The 14,790-nt window shown below is 68.2% G+C and carries 12 protein-coding genes and 2 pseudogenes; 4 read left to right on the forward strand and 10 right to left on the reverse strand.

Features of this window, described 5'->3' with window-relative positions:
- Positions 1 to 142: 142 nt before the first annotated feature.
- Complete coding sequence (gene groL, locus AC0KXH_RS03165; RefSeq protein WP_488224145.1) at positions 143 to 1,750, forward strand: chaperonin GroEL; 1,608 nt, start codon at positions 143 to 145, stop codon at positions 1,748 to 1,750.
- Positions 1,751 to 1,758: 8 nt separating this feature from the next.
- On the opposite strand, the gene AC0KXH_RS03170 is transcribed toward groL, so the two are convergent.
- Entirely contained in the window at positions 1,759 to 2,874 is a 1,116-nt protein-coding gene (locus tag AC0KXH_RS03170; protein WP_395764377.1) for a CapA family protein, read from the reverse strand.
- Between the two features lie 100 nt (positions 2,875 to 2,974).
- Between AC0KXH_RS03170 and AC0KXH_RS03175 the strand changes: the two genes are divergently transcribed.
- Positions 2,975 to 4,336 (forward strand): nicotinate phosphoribosyltransferase, encoded by a 1,362-nt coding sequence (locus AC0KXH_RS03175; RefSeq protein WP_488224146.1) that lies wholly within the window; start codon positions 2,975 to 2,977, stop codon positions 4,334 to 4,336.
- Positions 4,337 to 4,357: 21 nt separating this feature from the next.
- On the opposite strand, the gene pncA is transcribed toward AC0KXH_RS03175, so the two are convergent.
- From pncA to AC0KXH_RS03200, 5 genes are all read right to left on the reverse strand, one after another.
- The gene (pncA, locus tag AC0KXH_RS03180) at positions 4,358 to 4,987 is read right to left on the reverse strand and encodes a bifunctional nicotinamidase/pyrazinamidase (RefSeq protein WP_224109412.1); all 630 of its coding nucleotides are present in this window, start codon (positions 4,985 to 4,987) and stop codon (positions 4,358 to 4,360) included.
- On the reverse strand, positions 4,984 to 5,940 hold the full coding sequence (locus AC0KXH_RS03185; protein ID WP_488224147.1) for a ribose-phosphate diphosphokinase: 957 nt from the start codon (positions 5,938 to 5,940) through the stop codon (positions 4,984 to 4,986). Before AC0KXH_RS03185 ends, pncA begins: the two co-directional genes overlap by 4 nt.
- Positions 5,937 to 6,998, reverse strand: a complete 1,062-nt coding sequence (locus tag AC0KXH_RS03190; protein WP_488224148.1) for a phosphotransferase — start codon at positions 6,996 to 6,998, stop codon at positions 5,937 to 5,939. The genes AC0KXH_RS03185 and AC0KXH_RS03190 overlap by 4 nt, the downstream gene beginning before the upstream one ends.
- A gap of 269 nt (positions 6,999 to 7,267) precedes the next feature.
- Positions 7,268 to 7,795 carry an inorganic diphosphatase gene (gene ppa / locus AC0KXH_RS03195; protein ID WP_061336990.1) on the reverse strand — a complete coding sequence of 176 codons (528 nt, stop codon included), beginning with the start codon at positions 7,793 to 7,795 and terminating at the stop codon, positions 7,268 to 7,270.
- A 108-nt stretch (positions 7,796 to 7,903) separates the two neighbouring features.
- Positions 7,904 to 8,716, reverse strand: a complete 813-nt coding sequence (locus AC0KXH_RS03200; protein ID WP_212542475.1) for a M90 family metallopeptidase — start codon at positions 8,714 to 8,716, stop codon at positions 7,904 to 7,906.
- 89 nt (positions 8,717 to 8,805) lie between these two features.
- On the opposite strand from AC0KXH_RS03200, the pseudogene AC0KXH_RS03205 reads away from it, so the two are divergent.
- Positions 8,806 to 8,883 (forward strand): annotated as a pseudogene (locus tag AC0KXH_RS03205) (RidA family protein); the annotation flags it as partial.
- Positions 8,881 to 9,144, forward strand: a pseudogene (locus tag AC0KXH_RS03210) (alkaline phosphatase D family protein); the annotation flags it as partial. The pseudogenes AC0KXH_RS03205 and AC0KXH_RS03210, both read left to right, overlap by 3 nt.
- Positions 9,145 to 9,150: 6 nt before the next feature.
- Here AC0KXH_RS03210 and eutC read toward each other — a convergent pair.
- The 4 genes from eutC to exaC form a co-directional block, all read right to left on the reverse strand.
- A complete protein-coding gene (eutC, locus tag AC0KXH_RS03215; RefSeq protein ID WP_488224149.1) occupies positions 9,151 to 9,945 on the reverse strand; it encodes an ethanolamine ammonia-lyase subunit EutC in 795 nt (264 codons plus the stop codon).
- A gap of 173 nt (positions 9,946 to 10,118) precedes the next feature.
- A complete protein-coding gene (locus tag AC0KXH_RS03220) occupies positions 10,119 to 11,510 on the reverse strand; it encodes an ethanolamine ammonia-lyase subunit EutB (RefSeq protein ID WP_488224150.1) in 1,392 nt (463 codons plus the stop codon).
- 11 nt (positions 11,511 to 11,521) lie between these two features.
- Entirely contained in the window at positions 11,522 to 12,970 is a 1,449-nt protein-coding gene (eat, locus tag AC0KXH_RS03225) for an ethanolamine permease (protein ID WP_488224151.1), read from the reverse strand.
- A 195-nt stretch (positions 12,971 to 13,165) separates the two neighbouring features.
- Positions 13,166 to 14,686, reverse strand: a complete 1,521-nt coding sequence (gene exaC, locus AC0KXH_RS03230) for an acetaldehyde dehydrogenase ExaC (RefSeq protein WP_061340045.1) — start codon at positions 14,684 to 14,686, stop codon at positions 13,166 to 13,168.
- Positions 14,687 to 14,790 lie beyond the last annotated feature (104 nt).

Below are 14,790 nucleotides of genomic sequence, written 5' to 3' on the forward strand. Positions count from 1 at the left end.
AGAAACGCGGCCCCCGTCTGCGCGACGCGCGGGGGGCCGGTGATTGACATTTATCAACCGCGCGCCGGTGCGGCACGCGCAGGCTGACCGCTGTCCATTCCTGGCGCCGTCAGCTGTTGCGCCGCGCCTGCGGAGAAGGCACATGGCACACACCCGGATCCTGTTTCGCAGCGCCGCGCGCGAGAAGGTGCTGCGCGGCACCACCCAGCTGGCCGACGCCGTGCGCGTGACGCTGGGGCCCAAATCCAAGTCGGTGCTGATCAAGCGGCAATGGGGCCCGCCGATGGTCTGCAACGACGGCGTCACCATCGCCAAGCAGGTCGAGCTGGAAGACCCTGAGGAAAGCCTCGGTGCGCAGATGCTGCGGCAGGCCGCCGAGCGCACCGGCGAGGCCGTCGGCGACGGCACCAGCACGGCTACGGTGCTGGCCCAGGCGATCTTCGCCGATGGCGTGCGCAACGTCGTCGCCGGTGCCAGCGCCATCGACATCAAGCGTGGCCTGGACCAGGCGCTGAAGGTCGCCATCGCTTCGCTCGCCTCGCAGTCGCGGTCGGTGCGCACACGCAAGGAAAAGGCCCAGGTGGCGACGCTCTCGGCGCATAACGACGAGGCGATGGGCGAGCTGGTCGCCGACGCCATGGAAAAGGTCGGCGGCGAAGGCGTCATCACCGTCGAGGAGTCGAAGACCCTCGAAACGGTGGTCGAGGTGGTCGAGGGCACGCGCTTCGAGCGCGGCTACGTCTCGCCCTATTTCGTTACCGACACCGAGAAGATGCAGGCGGTGCTGGAAGACGCCTACCTGTTGCTCAGCGACCAGAAGATCGGCCTGCTCAAGGACCTGATCCCGCTGCTCGAACAGATTGCCAAGAGTGGCCGGCCGCTGCTGTTCATCGACGGCGAGGCACTGGCCACGCTGATCGTCAACCAGATCCGCGGAGTGCTGCGCGCCGTGGCGGTGAAGGCGCCGGGCTTCGGCGAGCGGCGCAAGGAGCTGCTGCAGGACATCGCCGTGCTCACCGGCGCTCAGGTGATCTCGCCCGAACTCGGCCTGTCGCTCGAGCAGGTCGAGCTGGCCCAGCTCGGCCGTGCGCGGCGCGTGGTGGTCGACCGCGACAGCACCACGCTGATCGGCGGTGCGGGCACGCGCGAGGCGCTCGAGGCGCGCCTGCAGCAGATCCGCGTGCAGCTGGACAAGACCGGCAGCGACTACGACCGGGAAAAGCTGCAGGAGCGCCTGGCCAAACTCGCCGGCGGCGTCGCGGTGATCCGTGTCGGCGAGCCCACCGAAGCGGAGATGAAGACGCGCAAGGACGCCCTCGACGATGCGATCGCTGCGACCAAGGCGGCGATCGCCGAAGGCATCGTGCCGGGTGGCGGGCTGGCGCTGCTGCGTGCGGTCCAGGCGCTGGCCGAGGAAGAGCCGCGGCATCAGGGCGACGCGCGCACCGGTGTGCAGATCCTGCGTCGCGCGCTGGAGGCGCCGGCCCGCACCATCGCCGAGAACTCCGCGGTGGACGCCGGCGTGGTGGTGGCGCGCATGCTGGCCGAGCCCGGCACCGTCGGCTTCGACGCCGCGGCCAACCGCTACGTGGACCTGTACGAAGCGGGGATCATCGACCCGACCAAGGTCGTGCGGGTGGCGCTGGAAAACGCGGTGTCGGTGGCCAGCGTGCTGTTGCTGACGGAGGCGACACTGACCGAGCTACCGGAGCCGCAGACGCCAGCATCCGAGCCGCCGCTGCCGGGCTGATGGCGGGTTCAGCTGCCCGCGTCGGGCCAGGCCAGCTGCCATCCGCCCCCAGCCGAAGGGCTCAGGCTGCAGCCGAACGGCGCGTATTCGCGCTCGAGCGTGGCCCGCAGCCACGCCTGGTCCTCGCCTTCGGCGGCCTGAATGCTGAACTGGCGCTGGCGCGTCGGATACAGGCTCAGGGCATGCAGGCGCCCGTCGCTGCCGAGCGTCGGAAAATAGAGCAGGCCCAGATCGCTGCGGTAGCTGTCGTAGCCGTCGATGCCTTCGTAGTCGTCCAGCAGGCCGCCGCAGCCGTAGAGGATCAGGCGGCCGCGGTAGACCTCCAGGGCTTTGACGTGGTGCGACGAGTGACCGTGGATGAGGTCGACGCCGGCCTCGTCGATCAGCCCATGGGCGAAGCGGATCTGCGCCGGCGCCACGCCGAAGTCCCAGTTGCCGCCCCAGTGCAGCGACACCAGCACGCGATCGCCTGGCCGCTTCAGCGCCCGGATGTGCCCGGCGACCCGTGCCAGGCTGCGCGGCGACAGCTCGTCAAGCCGCGCGATGCCGGCGCTGCGCTCGCCGGCGGCCCATTCCGCCGGCACGCCGCACTCGGGGGTGGCATAGGCGAATGCCAGCAACCGTCCGCCGCTGGCCACCGGCAGGATCGCCGGGGCCGCCGCGCCGGCGCGGTCGAACCCGGCGCCGCAGTGACGGATGCCCAGGCGATCGAGCGCGGCAAGGGTGTCGGACAGCCCGGCCTCGCCCCAGTCGAGCACATGGTTGTTGGCCAGACTGCAGCAATCGAGGCGCACCGCCGCGAGCAGCGCCAGGTTGGCCGGGTGCATGCGGTAGTTGATGCCCTTGGGCGCGGGCTGGCCGCGGCTGGTGATGGCCGTTTCCAGATTGACCAGGCCGATATGCGGCCGCTGATGTGCCAGCACTTCGGGGACCACGCCCCAGACCTGGCGGTAGTCCTGCGGCCGGGCGATCGGCCCGTTGCGCCGCTCGGCCAGGGCAACATAGTCGTTCGCATCGCTCACCCAGCTTTCATACAGCCGCGGGTCGCCGGGGTGCGGCAGGATCTGGTCGATGCCGCGGGCCGGCATCAGGTCGCCGCCGAGAAAAAGCCGCAGGTCGGGCATGGCCGCTGCCTCATGGTCCGTTTGCCGCCATCTTTGGCGCTGGCGTGGAGCTAGAGTTTGATCGATATCAGCTCGCCGCTACGGCGAGACGGAGCCGCCGATGACCGCCAAGCCCCCGCGACTCGCCGCCCCCGGCGTGCTGCTTACCGACCTCTACCAGCTGACCATGCTGCAGGGGTACTTCGAGCGCGGCATGACCGAGACCGCGGTGTTCGAGTTTTTCGCTCGAGAGCTGCCGGCCTGTCGCCACTTCTATCTGGCCGCCGGGCTGGAGCAGGCGCTCGATTACCTCGAGCAGCTGCGCTTCAGCCCCGCGGAGCTGGCCTGGCTGGCCACCCAGCGGATGTTCAAGCCAGCCTTTCTCGACTACCTGGCCGCGCTGCGATTCACCGGCGACGTGCATGCGATGCCCGAGGGCACGCCCTTCTTCGCCGACGAGCCGATCCTGCGGGTCACCGCGCCGCTGCCCGAGGCCCAGCTGGTCGAGTCGCGGCTGATCAACCTGCTGCATTTCCAGACGCTGGTCGCCAGCAAGGCTGCGCGCATCGTGCTGCAGGCGCCGGGCAAGCGCCTGGTGGACTTCGGCCTGCGCCGGTCGCACGGCGCCGAGGCCGGGCTGTTTGCCGCGCGGGCGTCCTATCTGGCCGGGTTCTCGGCGACCGCCACGGTTCTGGCGGGAGCCCAGTTCGGCATTCCGCTGGCCGGCACCATGGCGCACTCGTTCGTCCAGGCGCACGCCGACGAGCGCGAAGCCTTCGCCCATTTCGCCGAGAGCCTGCCGCAGTCGGTGGTCTTGCTGATCGACACCTATGACACCGAGGCTGGCGCCGCGAGGGTGGTCGAACTGGCTCCGCAGCTGGCGGCGCGTGGTCTCGCGGTGCATGGCGTGCGGCTCGACTCCGGCGATCTCGGCGCGCACGCGCGGCGGGTGCGGGCGATTCTCGATGCCGGCGGGCTGGGCCGGGTGACCCTGTTCGCCAGTGGCAGCGTGGACGAATACCTGATCCGTGACCTGCTGGCCCAGGGGGCGCCGATCGACGGCTTTGGCGTAGGTACGCGGCTGGATACGTCCAGCGATGCGCCGGCGCTCGATTGCGCCTACAAATTGCAGGAATACGCCGGACGGCCGCGCCGCAAGCGCTCCGAAGGCAAGGCAACCTGGCCTGGACGCAAGCAGGTCTATCGACGCTACGACGAGGCCGGCTGCTGCCAGGGCGACACGCTCGCGCTCGAGGCCGAGGTTGCCGCCGGCGCGCCGCTGCTCGAACAGGTGATGCACCAGGGGCAGCGCCTGCGGCCCTCGCCGAGCCTCGACGAGGTGCGCCGCTACACCCGCGCGCAGTTGGCGAGCCTGCCGCCGGCGTTGCGCGGGCTCGACCCGGCACCGCCCTACGCGGTGCGGATCAGCGCGTCCATCCGTGCGCTGGCCGCCGATGCGGACCGCTTCAGCGAGGGTCTCTGAGCCCGCGCTGGTCGGCGCTCGCTAAGCGCGCTCGAGCACCTCGACGCCGGCCGCGCGCATCGCCGCCAGCGCCTTGGCCACCGAGCTCTCGATGTCCAGGCCGCGGCAGGCCTCGGCCAGCAACACCGTTTGAAAGCCCGCCCGGCGTGCGTCGAGCGCCGAGTACAGGACGCAGTAGTCGGTCGCCAGGCCGGCGAGGAACAGCCGGCGGATACCGCGTTCGCGCAGATAGCCGCAGAGCCCGGTCGGCGTGCTGCGGTCGTTTTCGTAGAAGGCCGAATAGGAATCGATGCTGCGCCGGTAGCCCTTGCGCAGGATCAGCTCGGCCCGCGCCGTCAGCGCCAGCTGCGGATGAAACTCGGCGCCAGGGCTGCCCTGGACGCAGTGCTCGGGCCACAGCGTCTGCTTGCCGTAGCCGAGCGTCACGGTCTCGAACGGCTGGTGGCCGGGGTGCTGGCTGGCGAAGCTGTGATGGTCGGCCGGGTGCCAGTCCTGGGTAAGCACGATGTGCTCGAAACGCTCGGCCAGGCGGTTGATCGGCGCTATCACTTCGTCAGCCGCGGGCACCGCCAATGCCCCACCGGAGCAGAAGTCGTTCTGCACGTCGATTACCAGCAGCAGGTCATCCGAGTTCGGTTGCAGCCTGTTCATAGGCCGTATTCCTCGGTCAGCGAGGCGGCGACCAGCGCCGTGGTGTCGAGAATCTCCAGGCGCCGGGCGCAGAGGGCCGGGTCGAGGCGGAACGGTGGCACGCTGTCGCCGATGAGGATGCGCTCGAACAGGGGGCTGTCCAGCAAGGCGCTGCCGCCGGTGAACAGGCCGTGGGTGGCGGCGGCGAACAGGCGCGTCGCCCCCGCAGCCTGACAGGCCTGGCCGGCGCGCAGCAGGGTGCCGCCGGTGCTGATCAGGTCATCGAGGACGACCGCGACCGCGCCTTTCACCTCGCCGACCAGAAGGTCGCCGGTGACCACGTCGTTGGCCCGGTACTTCTCCATGAACGCGCTGCCGACCGGTCGCCCGAGGCGGCGTTCGAGGGCCTGGCGAAAGCGCTCGGCGCGCTTGGCGCCGCCGGCATCGGGCGAGACCGCCACGACCCTGGTGTCGGCTGGCAGGTCGGCGAAGCGCTCGGCGAACAGCTCGGCGCCTTCGAGGTGGCGGGTCGGGATGCGAAAGGCGTTGTCGAAAGCGGCCGGGTTGTGCACGTCGATGACGCTCAGCCGCGCGACTCCGGAAGCTTCCAGCAGCGCCGCAACATAGCGGCTGATGATCGGGTCCTGGTATTGGGTACGGCGCTCCTTGCGGGCGTAGCACAGGTACGGCGCGACCACATGCACGCGCGCGGCACCGGCGTCCCTGAGTGCTCCGCAAAAGAACAGCAGGCGGCAGAGCTTGTCGTTGACGCTGCGTTCGACCTCGCCATGGAGCGAGTGGAATACCACCACCTGGCGGCCGAGCACCGGCTCCAGCGGGCGGCTCTTGTGCTCGCCGTCCTCGAAGTCGCGCTCCTCCAGCGCGGCCAGGGGCAGGCCGAGGCGGTTGGCGACGCGGCTGGCGTAATCCTCGCTGTCGTGCAGGGCGAACAGCAGGGGAGTCGATGGGATCATGGGCAGCTCCTGTGGTCGACGGTCGTTTGGGCGATGGCCAGGTCGGTTGGTGTGCCGAGCCGTTGCAGGTAGTGCTCGGCCTGCCGCAACAGCGCCTGGGCGCGACGCGCCTTGTCCGCGGCGAGCTGCGCGTTGGGCTGGCGGCCGGCGCTGCAGGCCTGGGTAAACGAGCGGGTGGCCGCGCGCAACGACAGGAACAAGGGTAGCGGACGGACGTCATCCGGCACTTCGCCGTGGCGCAGGTAGCGGCGCAGCAGGTGTTCACCGAGGACGGCGAGGCCGTGGTGATCGAGGTCCATGAGGACGAAGGCGAGATCGAATAGCACATCGATGCAGGCCAGCCGCTCGCTGAACTCGATGCCGTCGAACAGCGTCGGCTGGCCGTCGAGCAGGCAGATGTTGGCCAGGCGTAGGTCGCCATGGCAACGCCGCACGCAGCCGGCGAGGCGGCGTCGTTCGAGCAGCGGGGCGAGCTGCTCGAGCGCGTCGAGCGCGCCACGGTGCAGACGTTCGACGGCCTCGGCCTCGAGCAGCGCCGGGTAGCGGCGCAGTTCGCGGTGGTTTTCGGCGATGACTTCGGCGATGCCCTGCGCGCCGCCAAAGGTCGGCGTGACCTCGGCGGCAGCATGAAAGCGCGCGATCTCGTCGCCCAGGCGCTCAGCCAGGTCGACGTTGAGGTTGCCGCTGCTGGCGAGGCGTTCGAACAGGGCGTCCTGCGGGAAGCGGCGCATTACCACCAACCAGTCCAGCGCGTGCTCACCGCCACCATCGAACACCAGCCCGCCGGTGCCGGCGCGGTCGATCGAGCGCACCTCCAGATACAGCGTCGGCGCGGTGCGGCGATTCACCGCCAGTTCGGCGCGACAGGCCCGCTCGCGGCTCTCGCGGCTGCGAAAGTCCAGCGCCGCATAGGCCACCGCACGCTTGAGCTTGTAGGCCCGGCGGCCATGCAGAAAGATCACCGACCCGTGGGTGTCGATGCGCTCGACGACACCGTCCGGCTCGCCATAGCTGGCCGGGCGGGAAAGAAAATCGATGACCTCGGCCTGGCTATCCATGTATCGCTCCGCAGGCGGCGGGCGGCAGCGGGCCTGCCGTGGCGCGCAAGGCTTCGGTATGGCGCAGGGCGAGGCATAACGGCGTCAACGCGATGATCGATCCTCCCTCGGTGATCGGAGCAGCCGCTGGTGACGGCACTGCCTGATCAGAGCGTAGCTGCCCATGGCGGTTCGAAGGGGGGCGGAAGGATCGGGACGAAGGGCGGGGGCGTGAAAGGCAGGCAATAAAAAAGCCGGCTTGTGGCCGGCTTTTACGGGGTGGCGTTGGCTTACTTCTGGTAAGCCGCAACCGCCTTGTTGATCGCGGCGCGGGCGGCGTCGGCGCCTTCCCAGCCTTCGACCTTGACCCACTTGCCCTTCTCGAGATCCTTGTAGTTCTCGAAGAAATGCTTGATCTGCTCGATCAGCAGCGGCGGCAGGTCGGTGTATTCCTTAACGTCCTTGTACAGCTGAGTCAGCTTGTCGTGCGGGACGGCGATCAGCTTGGCGTCGCCGCCGGCTTCGTCGGTCATGTTCAGCACGCCGACCGGACGGCAGCGGATGACCGAACCCGGGGCAACCGGATAGGGGGTCACGACCAGCACGTCGAGCGGATCGCCGTCGTCGGCCAGGGTGTGCGGGATGAACCCGTAGTTGGCCGGGTAGAACATCGGGGTGGCCATGAAGCGGTCGACCATCAGGCAGTCGGTATCGTGGTCGATCTCGTACTTGATCGGCGCGTGGTTGGCCGGGATCTCGATGGCGACGTAGATGTCGTTCGGCAGGTCTTTGCCGGCCGGGACTTTGCTGTAGCTCATGAAGGAAAGGCTCCGTGATCGGCCAGCGCGGCCTGGGGGCGTAAAAAAGTGGGCGCGATTATAGGCGCATTGCGCCGGGCAATGCACGCCGGCTTCGACGCGCCCATTTCAGGTGGGTTCCCGATAGGCCGGGTGCTCGGCCTGCAGCCGTTGCAGCCGTGCCAGCGGGTCTTGCCGGTAGAACGCGGCGAGCTGTGTGTAGACATCGGGAAAGGCGTGCTGCAGCACGTCCGGTGCGCTGAAGAAGTATTCGCTGGTCACCGCGAAGAATTCCGCCGGGTTTTCCGCGGCGTAGGGGTCGATCGGCGTCTCGGCTTGCGGGTTGGCGTCCAGCGCGGCGTTGAGCCGGTCGTAGGCGCCCTGCATGGCCGCAGCCCAGGCATCGATGCGCATCTGCCGATGCAGCGGCGGCAGGCCGTTGGCGTCGCCATTGAGCATGTCCAGCTTGTGCGCCAGCTCGTGGATCACCAGGTTGTAGGCCTCCCAGCCGCCGCTTTGCTGCACACCGGGCCAGGCGAGGATCACCGGACCCTGCAACCAGGCCTCGCCGCTGTGCTCGGCGTCCCACTCGTGCTCGACGCCCGCGGCATCGCGGTGTTTCTGCGGGCTGAGGAAGTCATCGGGGTAGATGACGATCTCGTGGAAGCCGTGATACCAGCCGAGATCGGCCAGGTGCAGCAGCGGCAACTGCGCCTGCAGTGCCAGGCGCAGGCGGTCCTCGGCCTGCAGCTCGACGCCGGGCAGGGCGGTGAGGCGCTTGTCGTGCAGGAACAGCACGGCGCGCTCGCGCAGCCGGTCGAGTTCCCCGTCGCTCAGGCCGTCGAGAATCGGCAGGCTGTCGAGCACCCGCTGCCACAGGTCGGCATCGACCGGGTTGCGGGCGAGGATGCGTTTGCGCTGCCAGGCGCGAAAGGACCACATGCCGAGGCTTCCAGCGGGGCGGGGCGCTCACCATAAGCGCGGCGCTCACCCGCGGCAAGCGCGACCTCCGCAGCCGTGGAGTAGACGCCGGGGCCGGCCCGAAGCCTGCGTGCACGCTGATTCCGGTGCCGCGTCTGGCACCGGCCGGCATGCTGTTCGAGATCGAGCCGTTCGAGCCGCTCCCGGAGTTCGTCGCAGGGCCCTTGAACGCCGGCAGCTTCGGACCGAATCCGCTGGACGGCACCTTCGGCCCGGAGGTGGTGTTTCAGAAGGCGGCGCCTACGCCAAACAGCTCGCCGCGGGCGGGCTTCCAGTTCTTCGGCGAGGTGGAGATCGACGCCCAGAGCGGTGCGCTGAGCGTGAGCCTGCGCGACATCGACGGCGCGGTGGTCTACAGCCAGACGCTGGAGCCCTGGCAGCCGGCCTGATGCCGGCTAGCCGAGCAGGAAGTTGCCGGCGCGCGGCTGACCGTCCAGCGCCGGCACGTCGGCTTCGTCCTTGAGCTGGACGCCGGAGAGCTGCCGGCGGCTCGCTTCGCGCATCAGATAGAGCAGGCGGTGCGCGGCCAGGTTGTAGCTCAGCCCCTCGGGGCGGATGTTGGAGATGCAGTTGCGCTGCGCATCGTGCCGGCCGACCTGCGGCGCCCAGGTGAAGTACAGGCCCAGGCTGTCCGGCGAGCTGAGGCCTGGGCGTTCGCCGAGCAGGATCACCACCATGCGCGCCTTGAGGCGCTGGCCGATTTCGTCGGCAACCGCGACGCGGCCCTGTTCGACCAAGCTGATCGGCCCGAGCGCCCAGCCTTCGGCCTGACACTGCTCGGCGATCTTCAGTGCCATGGGTGCCGCATGACGCTGCACGGCCAGGGCCGAGAGGCCATCGGCGATCACCAGTGCCAGGTCGCAGCCGTCGCCGGCCTCGGCGTCGAGCGTGGCGGCGCTGGTTTCGTCGAGACGCCGACCGAGGTCGGGACGCTGCAGGTAGATCTGCCGGTCGCTGGCGGCGCTGCGCAGGTGCAGATGGCTGAGGTCATGCCTTTCCAGTTCGGCAGCCAGTGCGGCGCAGTCCAGCGGCAGGTGCACGGCATCACGGGCCTGGGCATGGGCGAACTGGAAATCCAGTTGCGCCACCGTCGGCAGACTGGTGCCGGCACGGCCAAGGGCGATGCGCGCCGGGGTCAGCTGGCGCAGGTGCTGCCAGGGATTTTCGATGGTGGGGGAGCGGTCGGGCATGGCTACCTCGGCGCGTGGCGGTCAGGCGCGTGGACAAGCGCGCAGGAGAACGCGTGGAAAAACGCGTGGAAAAGACCTGCGGTCGTTTTCCACCCTACGGCGCGGCGCCTGGGTAGGGTGGAAAACCGCGCAGCGTTTTCCACCGGATGCCGGTGGAGATCCGGGGAGCGGCTTCATGCCTGCTGCTCCAGCGCCCGGCGGAAGGCTTCGGGCAGGTCACGGCCGAGCTGCAGGCGATTGCCGTCCTGTCGGAGGATCTGCATCTTCGCCAGCCACTCCTCGAATTCCGGCGCGGGCCGCAGGCCAAGCACCTGACGCACGTAGAGGGCGTCGTGGAAGGAAGTGGTCTGGTAGTTGAGCATCACGTCGTCCGAGCCCGGGATGCCCATGATGAAGTTGATGCCCGCCGTGCCGAGCAGGGTCAACAGCATGTCCATGTCGTCCTGGTCGGCTTCGGCGTGGTTGGTGTAGCAGATGTCGCAACCCATGGGCACACCGAGCAGCTTGCCGCAGAAGTGGTCCTCCAGCCCGGCGCGGATGATCTGCTTGCCGTTGTAGAGGTATTCCGGGCCGATGAAGCCGACCACGGTGTTCACCAGCAGCGGCTTGTAGCGGCGCGCGACGGCGTAGGCGCGGGCTTCGCAGGTCTGCTGATCGACGCCGTGATGGGCGTTGGCCGAGAGCGCGCTGCCCTGGCCGGTCTCGAAATACATCAGGTTGTCGCCGAGGGTGCCGCGCTTTTGCGACAGGCCGGCCTCGTAGCCTTCCTGCAGCGTTGCCAGGCTGATGCCGAAGCTGGCGTTGGCCGCCTCGGTGCCGGCGATGGACTGGAACACCAGGTCCAGCGGCGCGCCGCGGTTGATCGCCTCGATGGAGGTGGTGACGTGGGTGAGGATGCAACCCTGGGTCGGGATCCCGTAGCGGCTGATCACCGCGTCGAGCATTTTCAGCAGCTCGCAGATGCCGGCGGTGCTGTCGGTGGCCGGGTTGATGCCGATCACCGCGTCGCCGTTGCCGTAGAGCAGGCCGTCGAGAATGCTCGCGGCGATGCCGGCGCCGTCGTCGGTGGGATGGTTCGGCTGCAGCCGGGTGGACATGCGTCCGGCCAGGCCGATGCTATTGCGAAAGCGGGTGACGACGCGGACCTTCTGCGCGACGAGGATCAGGTCCTGCACGCGCATGATCTTCGACACCGCGGCGACCATCTCCGGCGTCAGCCCCGGTGCGAGGGCTTTCAGCGACGACTCGTCCGCCTCCTCGCCGAGCAGCCAGTTGCGGAAATCGCCCACGGTCAGGTGGCTGATCGGCGCGAAGGCGGCGGCGTCATGACTGTCGATGATCAGCCGGGTGACTTCATCGCTTTCGTAGGGGATCAGTGCTTCTTCGAGAAAACGCCTGAGCGGCACATCTGCCAGGCACATCTGCGCCGCCACTCGCTCGGCGTCGCTGCCCGCCGCGACCCCGGCGAGCAGGTCGCCGGATCGCGCCGGGCTGGCCTTGGCCATCACCTCGCGCAGATCGTCGAAGCGCCAGGTGGTGCCGCCCACGCTGTGCGAGTACGTCATGGCTGCTCTCCCTACTTGAGTGTCGCCTCGGCCTGCTCGATCGCCGCGAATTCCTCTTCCGGCGTGCCGGCCACCAGATGGTGTCGACTGTAGATCGCGAAATAGGCGATGAAGATCCCGTAGATGATCGCGGCGCCGATCACCACCCGCGGGTCGACCAGGAAGCCCGCGATGACCGCGATGCAGGCCAGTACCAGCGCCACGCCCGAGGTGACGATGCCGCCGGGTGTCCGGTACGGGCGATGCAGATCCGGCCGGCGCAGGCGCAGCACGATGTGCGAGGCCATCATCAACACGTAGGAGATGGTCGCGCCGAACACCGCGACGAGGATTAGCAGGTCACCCTCGCCAGTCAGCGAGAGCAGGAAGCCGATCACACCTGGGATTACCAGGGCCAGCACCGGCGCCTTGTTCTTGTTGGTCAGCGAGAGGTTGCGCGGCAGGTAGCCGGCCCGCGACAGGGCAAAGATCTGCCGCGAGTAGGCGAAGATGATCGAGAAGAAGCTGGCGATCAGCCCGGCCAGGCCGACCAGGTTGACGAAGCCGCTCATCCAGGTGGACGAGCCGTAGGCCGTGGTCAGCGCTTCCACCAGCGGGTTGCCGGATGCCACCAGAGTGCTGGAGCCGGCGCCGCCCGGGCCGACCAGCAAGATCAGCCCGGCGAAGGCGACCAGGATCAGCATGGCGCCGATCAGCCCGCGGGGCATGTCGCGCTGCGGGTTCTTGGTTTCCTCGGCGGCCAGCGGCACGCCTTCGACGGCGAGGAAGAACCAGATCGCGTAGGGAATCGCCGCCCAGATGCCGACATAGCCATAGGGCAGGAAGTTGCTGGCACCGGCAGCGGTGGTCGGCGCGATATCGAGCAGCTTGTCCACCGAGAAGTGCGGCACCATGGCGACGATGAACACCGCCAGGGCAAGGGCGGCGACGGCGGTGATGATGAACATCAGCTTCAGCGCCTCGCCGACGCCGAAGATATGGATGCCGATGAAGACGATGTAGAAGGCCAGATAGATCATCCAGCCGCCGATGCCGAACAGTGACTCGCAATAGGCGCCGATGAACACGGCGATCGCCGCCGGTGCGATGGCGTATTCGATGAGGATCGCCGTGCCGGTGAGAAAGCCGCCCAATGGGCCGAAGGCGGTGCGGGCAAAACCGTAGCCGCCGCCCGCGGTCGGGACCATCGAGGACAGCTCGGCCAGCGAGAAGCACATGCACAGGTACATGGTCGCCATCAGCAGCGTGGCGATGAACAGCCCGCCCCAGCCGCCCTGGGCGAGGCCGAAGTTCCAGCCGGCGTAGTCGCCGGAAATCACATAGGCGACGCCAAGGCCGACCAGCAGCACCCAGCCGGCGGCGCCTTTCTTCAGTTCGCGTTCCTGGAAATAGCTACTGCCAACGGTTTCGAAATCGATCGCATGCTGCGGTGGCGCGGAGCGGCTGTGTTCGAGGGCCATGGGGAAATCCTCTTGGATAGGTTGGCAGTCTCTCCCTAGCAAGCGTCATGCCCCGGCACCGGAATGCAGGATTGCCGGTGTTTTGTCAGCGGATGTCGGCAGAAACGCACCTTTTGCGCGCCCCCAGCACCACGGAAGGGCTCGGCAGGTGTCTTGTTCAAGGCGCGGGCGGCAGGTGCCACCCGCGCCGGCCCATCAGAAGAAGCCCAGCGGATTGATGTCGTAGCTGACCAGCAGGTTCTTGGTCTGCTGGTAGTGGTCGAGAATCATCTTGTGGGTCTCGCGACCAACGCCGGATTTCTTGTAACCCCCGAACGCCGCGTGGGCCGGGTAGAGGTGGTAGCAGTTGGTCCACACGCGGCCCGCCTTGATCGCCCGGCCCATGCGGTAGGCGCGGTTGATGTCGCGGGTCCAGACGCCGGCGCCGAGGCCGTACTCGGTGTCGTTGGCAATGGCCAGCGCCTCGGCCTCGTCCTTGAAGGTGGTGACGCCGATCACCGGGCCGAAGATCTCCTCCTGGAACACGCGCATCTTGTTGGTGCCCTTGAGCAGGGTCGGCTGGATGTAATAGCCGGTGGCGAGCGAGCCTTCGAGCTTCTCCGCGGCACCGCCGGTGAGCACCTCGGCGCCTTCCTCGCGGGCGATGTCGAGGTAGGACATGATCTTGTCGAACTGCTGCTGGCTGGCCTGGGCGCCGACCATGGTGTCGGTGTCCAGCGGGTCGCCACGCTTGATCTGCGCGACCTTTTTCATCACCGCTTCCATGAACGGCGCGTAGATCGACTCCTGCACCAGTGCGCGGGATGGGCAGGTGCACACCTCGCCCTGGTTGAAGAAACCCAGCACCAGCCCCTCGGCGGCCTTCTCGATGAAGGCCGGTTCGGCCTGCATGATGTCTTCGAAGTAGATATTCGGGCTCTTGCCGCCCAATTCCACGGTGCTGGGAATGATGCTTTCGGCGGCGCGCTTCATGATGTGCGAGCCCACCGGAGTGGAGCCGGTGAAGGCGATCTTGGCGATGCGCTTGCTCGAGGCCAGTGCCTCGCCGGCCTCACGGCCAAAGCCGTGCACCACGTTGAGCACGCCCGGCGGCAGCAGATCGCCGATGCATTCGAGCAGCACGTTGATGCCCAGCGGGGTCTGCTCGGCCGGTTTGAGCACCACGCAGTTGCCGGCGGCCAGCGCCGGGGCGAGCTTCCAGGCGGCCATCAGGATCGGGAAGTTCCACGGAATGATCTGCCCGACCACGCCCAGCGGCTCGTGGAAGTGATAGGCCGCGGTGTGCTCGTCGATCTCGGCGGCGGTGCCTTCCTGGGCGCGGATGCAGCCGGCGAAGTAGCGGAAGTGGTCGGCGGCCAGCGGGATATCGGCGTTCAGCGTCTCGCGCACCGCCTTGCCGTTGTCCCAGGTCTCGGTGATGGCGAGCAGTTCCAGGTTCTGCTCGATGCGGTCGGCGATCTGCAACAGGATCAGCGAGCGCGCCTGCACGCTGGTCTTGCCCCAGGCGTCGGCGGCGGCATGGGCGGCGTCCAGAGCTTTCTCGATGTCGGCTGCGTCCGAACGCGGGAATTCGGCGATGGGCTGGCCGTTGACCGGCGAAAGATTGGTGAAGTACTGGCCACCGACCGGCTCGACGAACTGGCCATTGATGAAGTTGCCGTAGCGGGATTTGAAATTGACCTTGGCACCCTCGGTGCCGGGATGGGCGTAACGCATGGTGTGTCTCCGGGTCTTGTAGCGGTCGTGGAAACGGCGGTCGTTTCAGCGTAGATCAGCTTGCCGAAGCCGGCGAACGAGTTGATCTGCGCGGTGGTTCCGGG

This window comes from Stutzerimonas sp. CXK-1, from assembly GCF_057738225.1.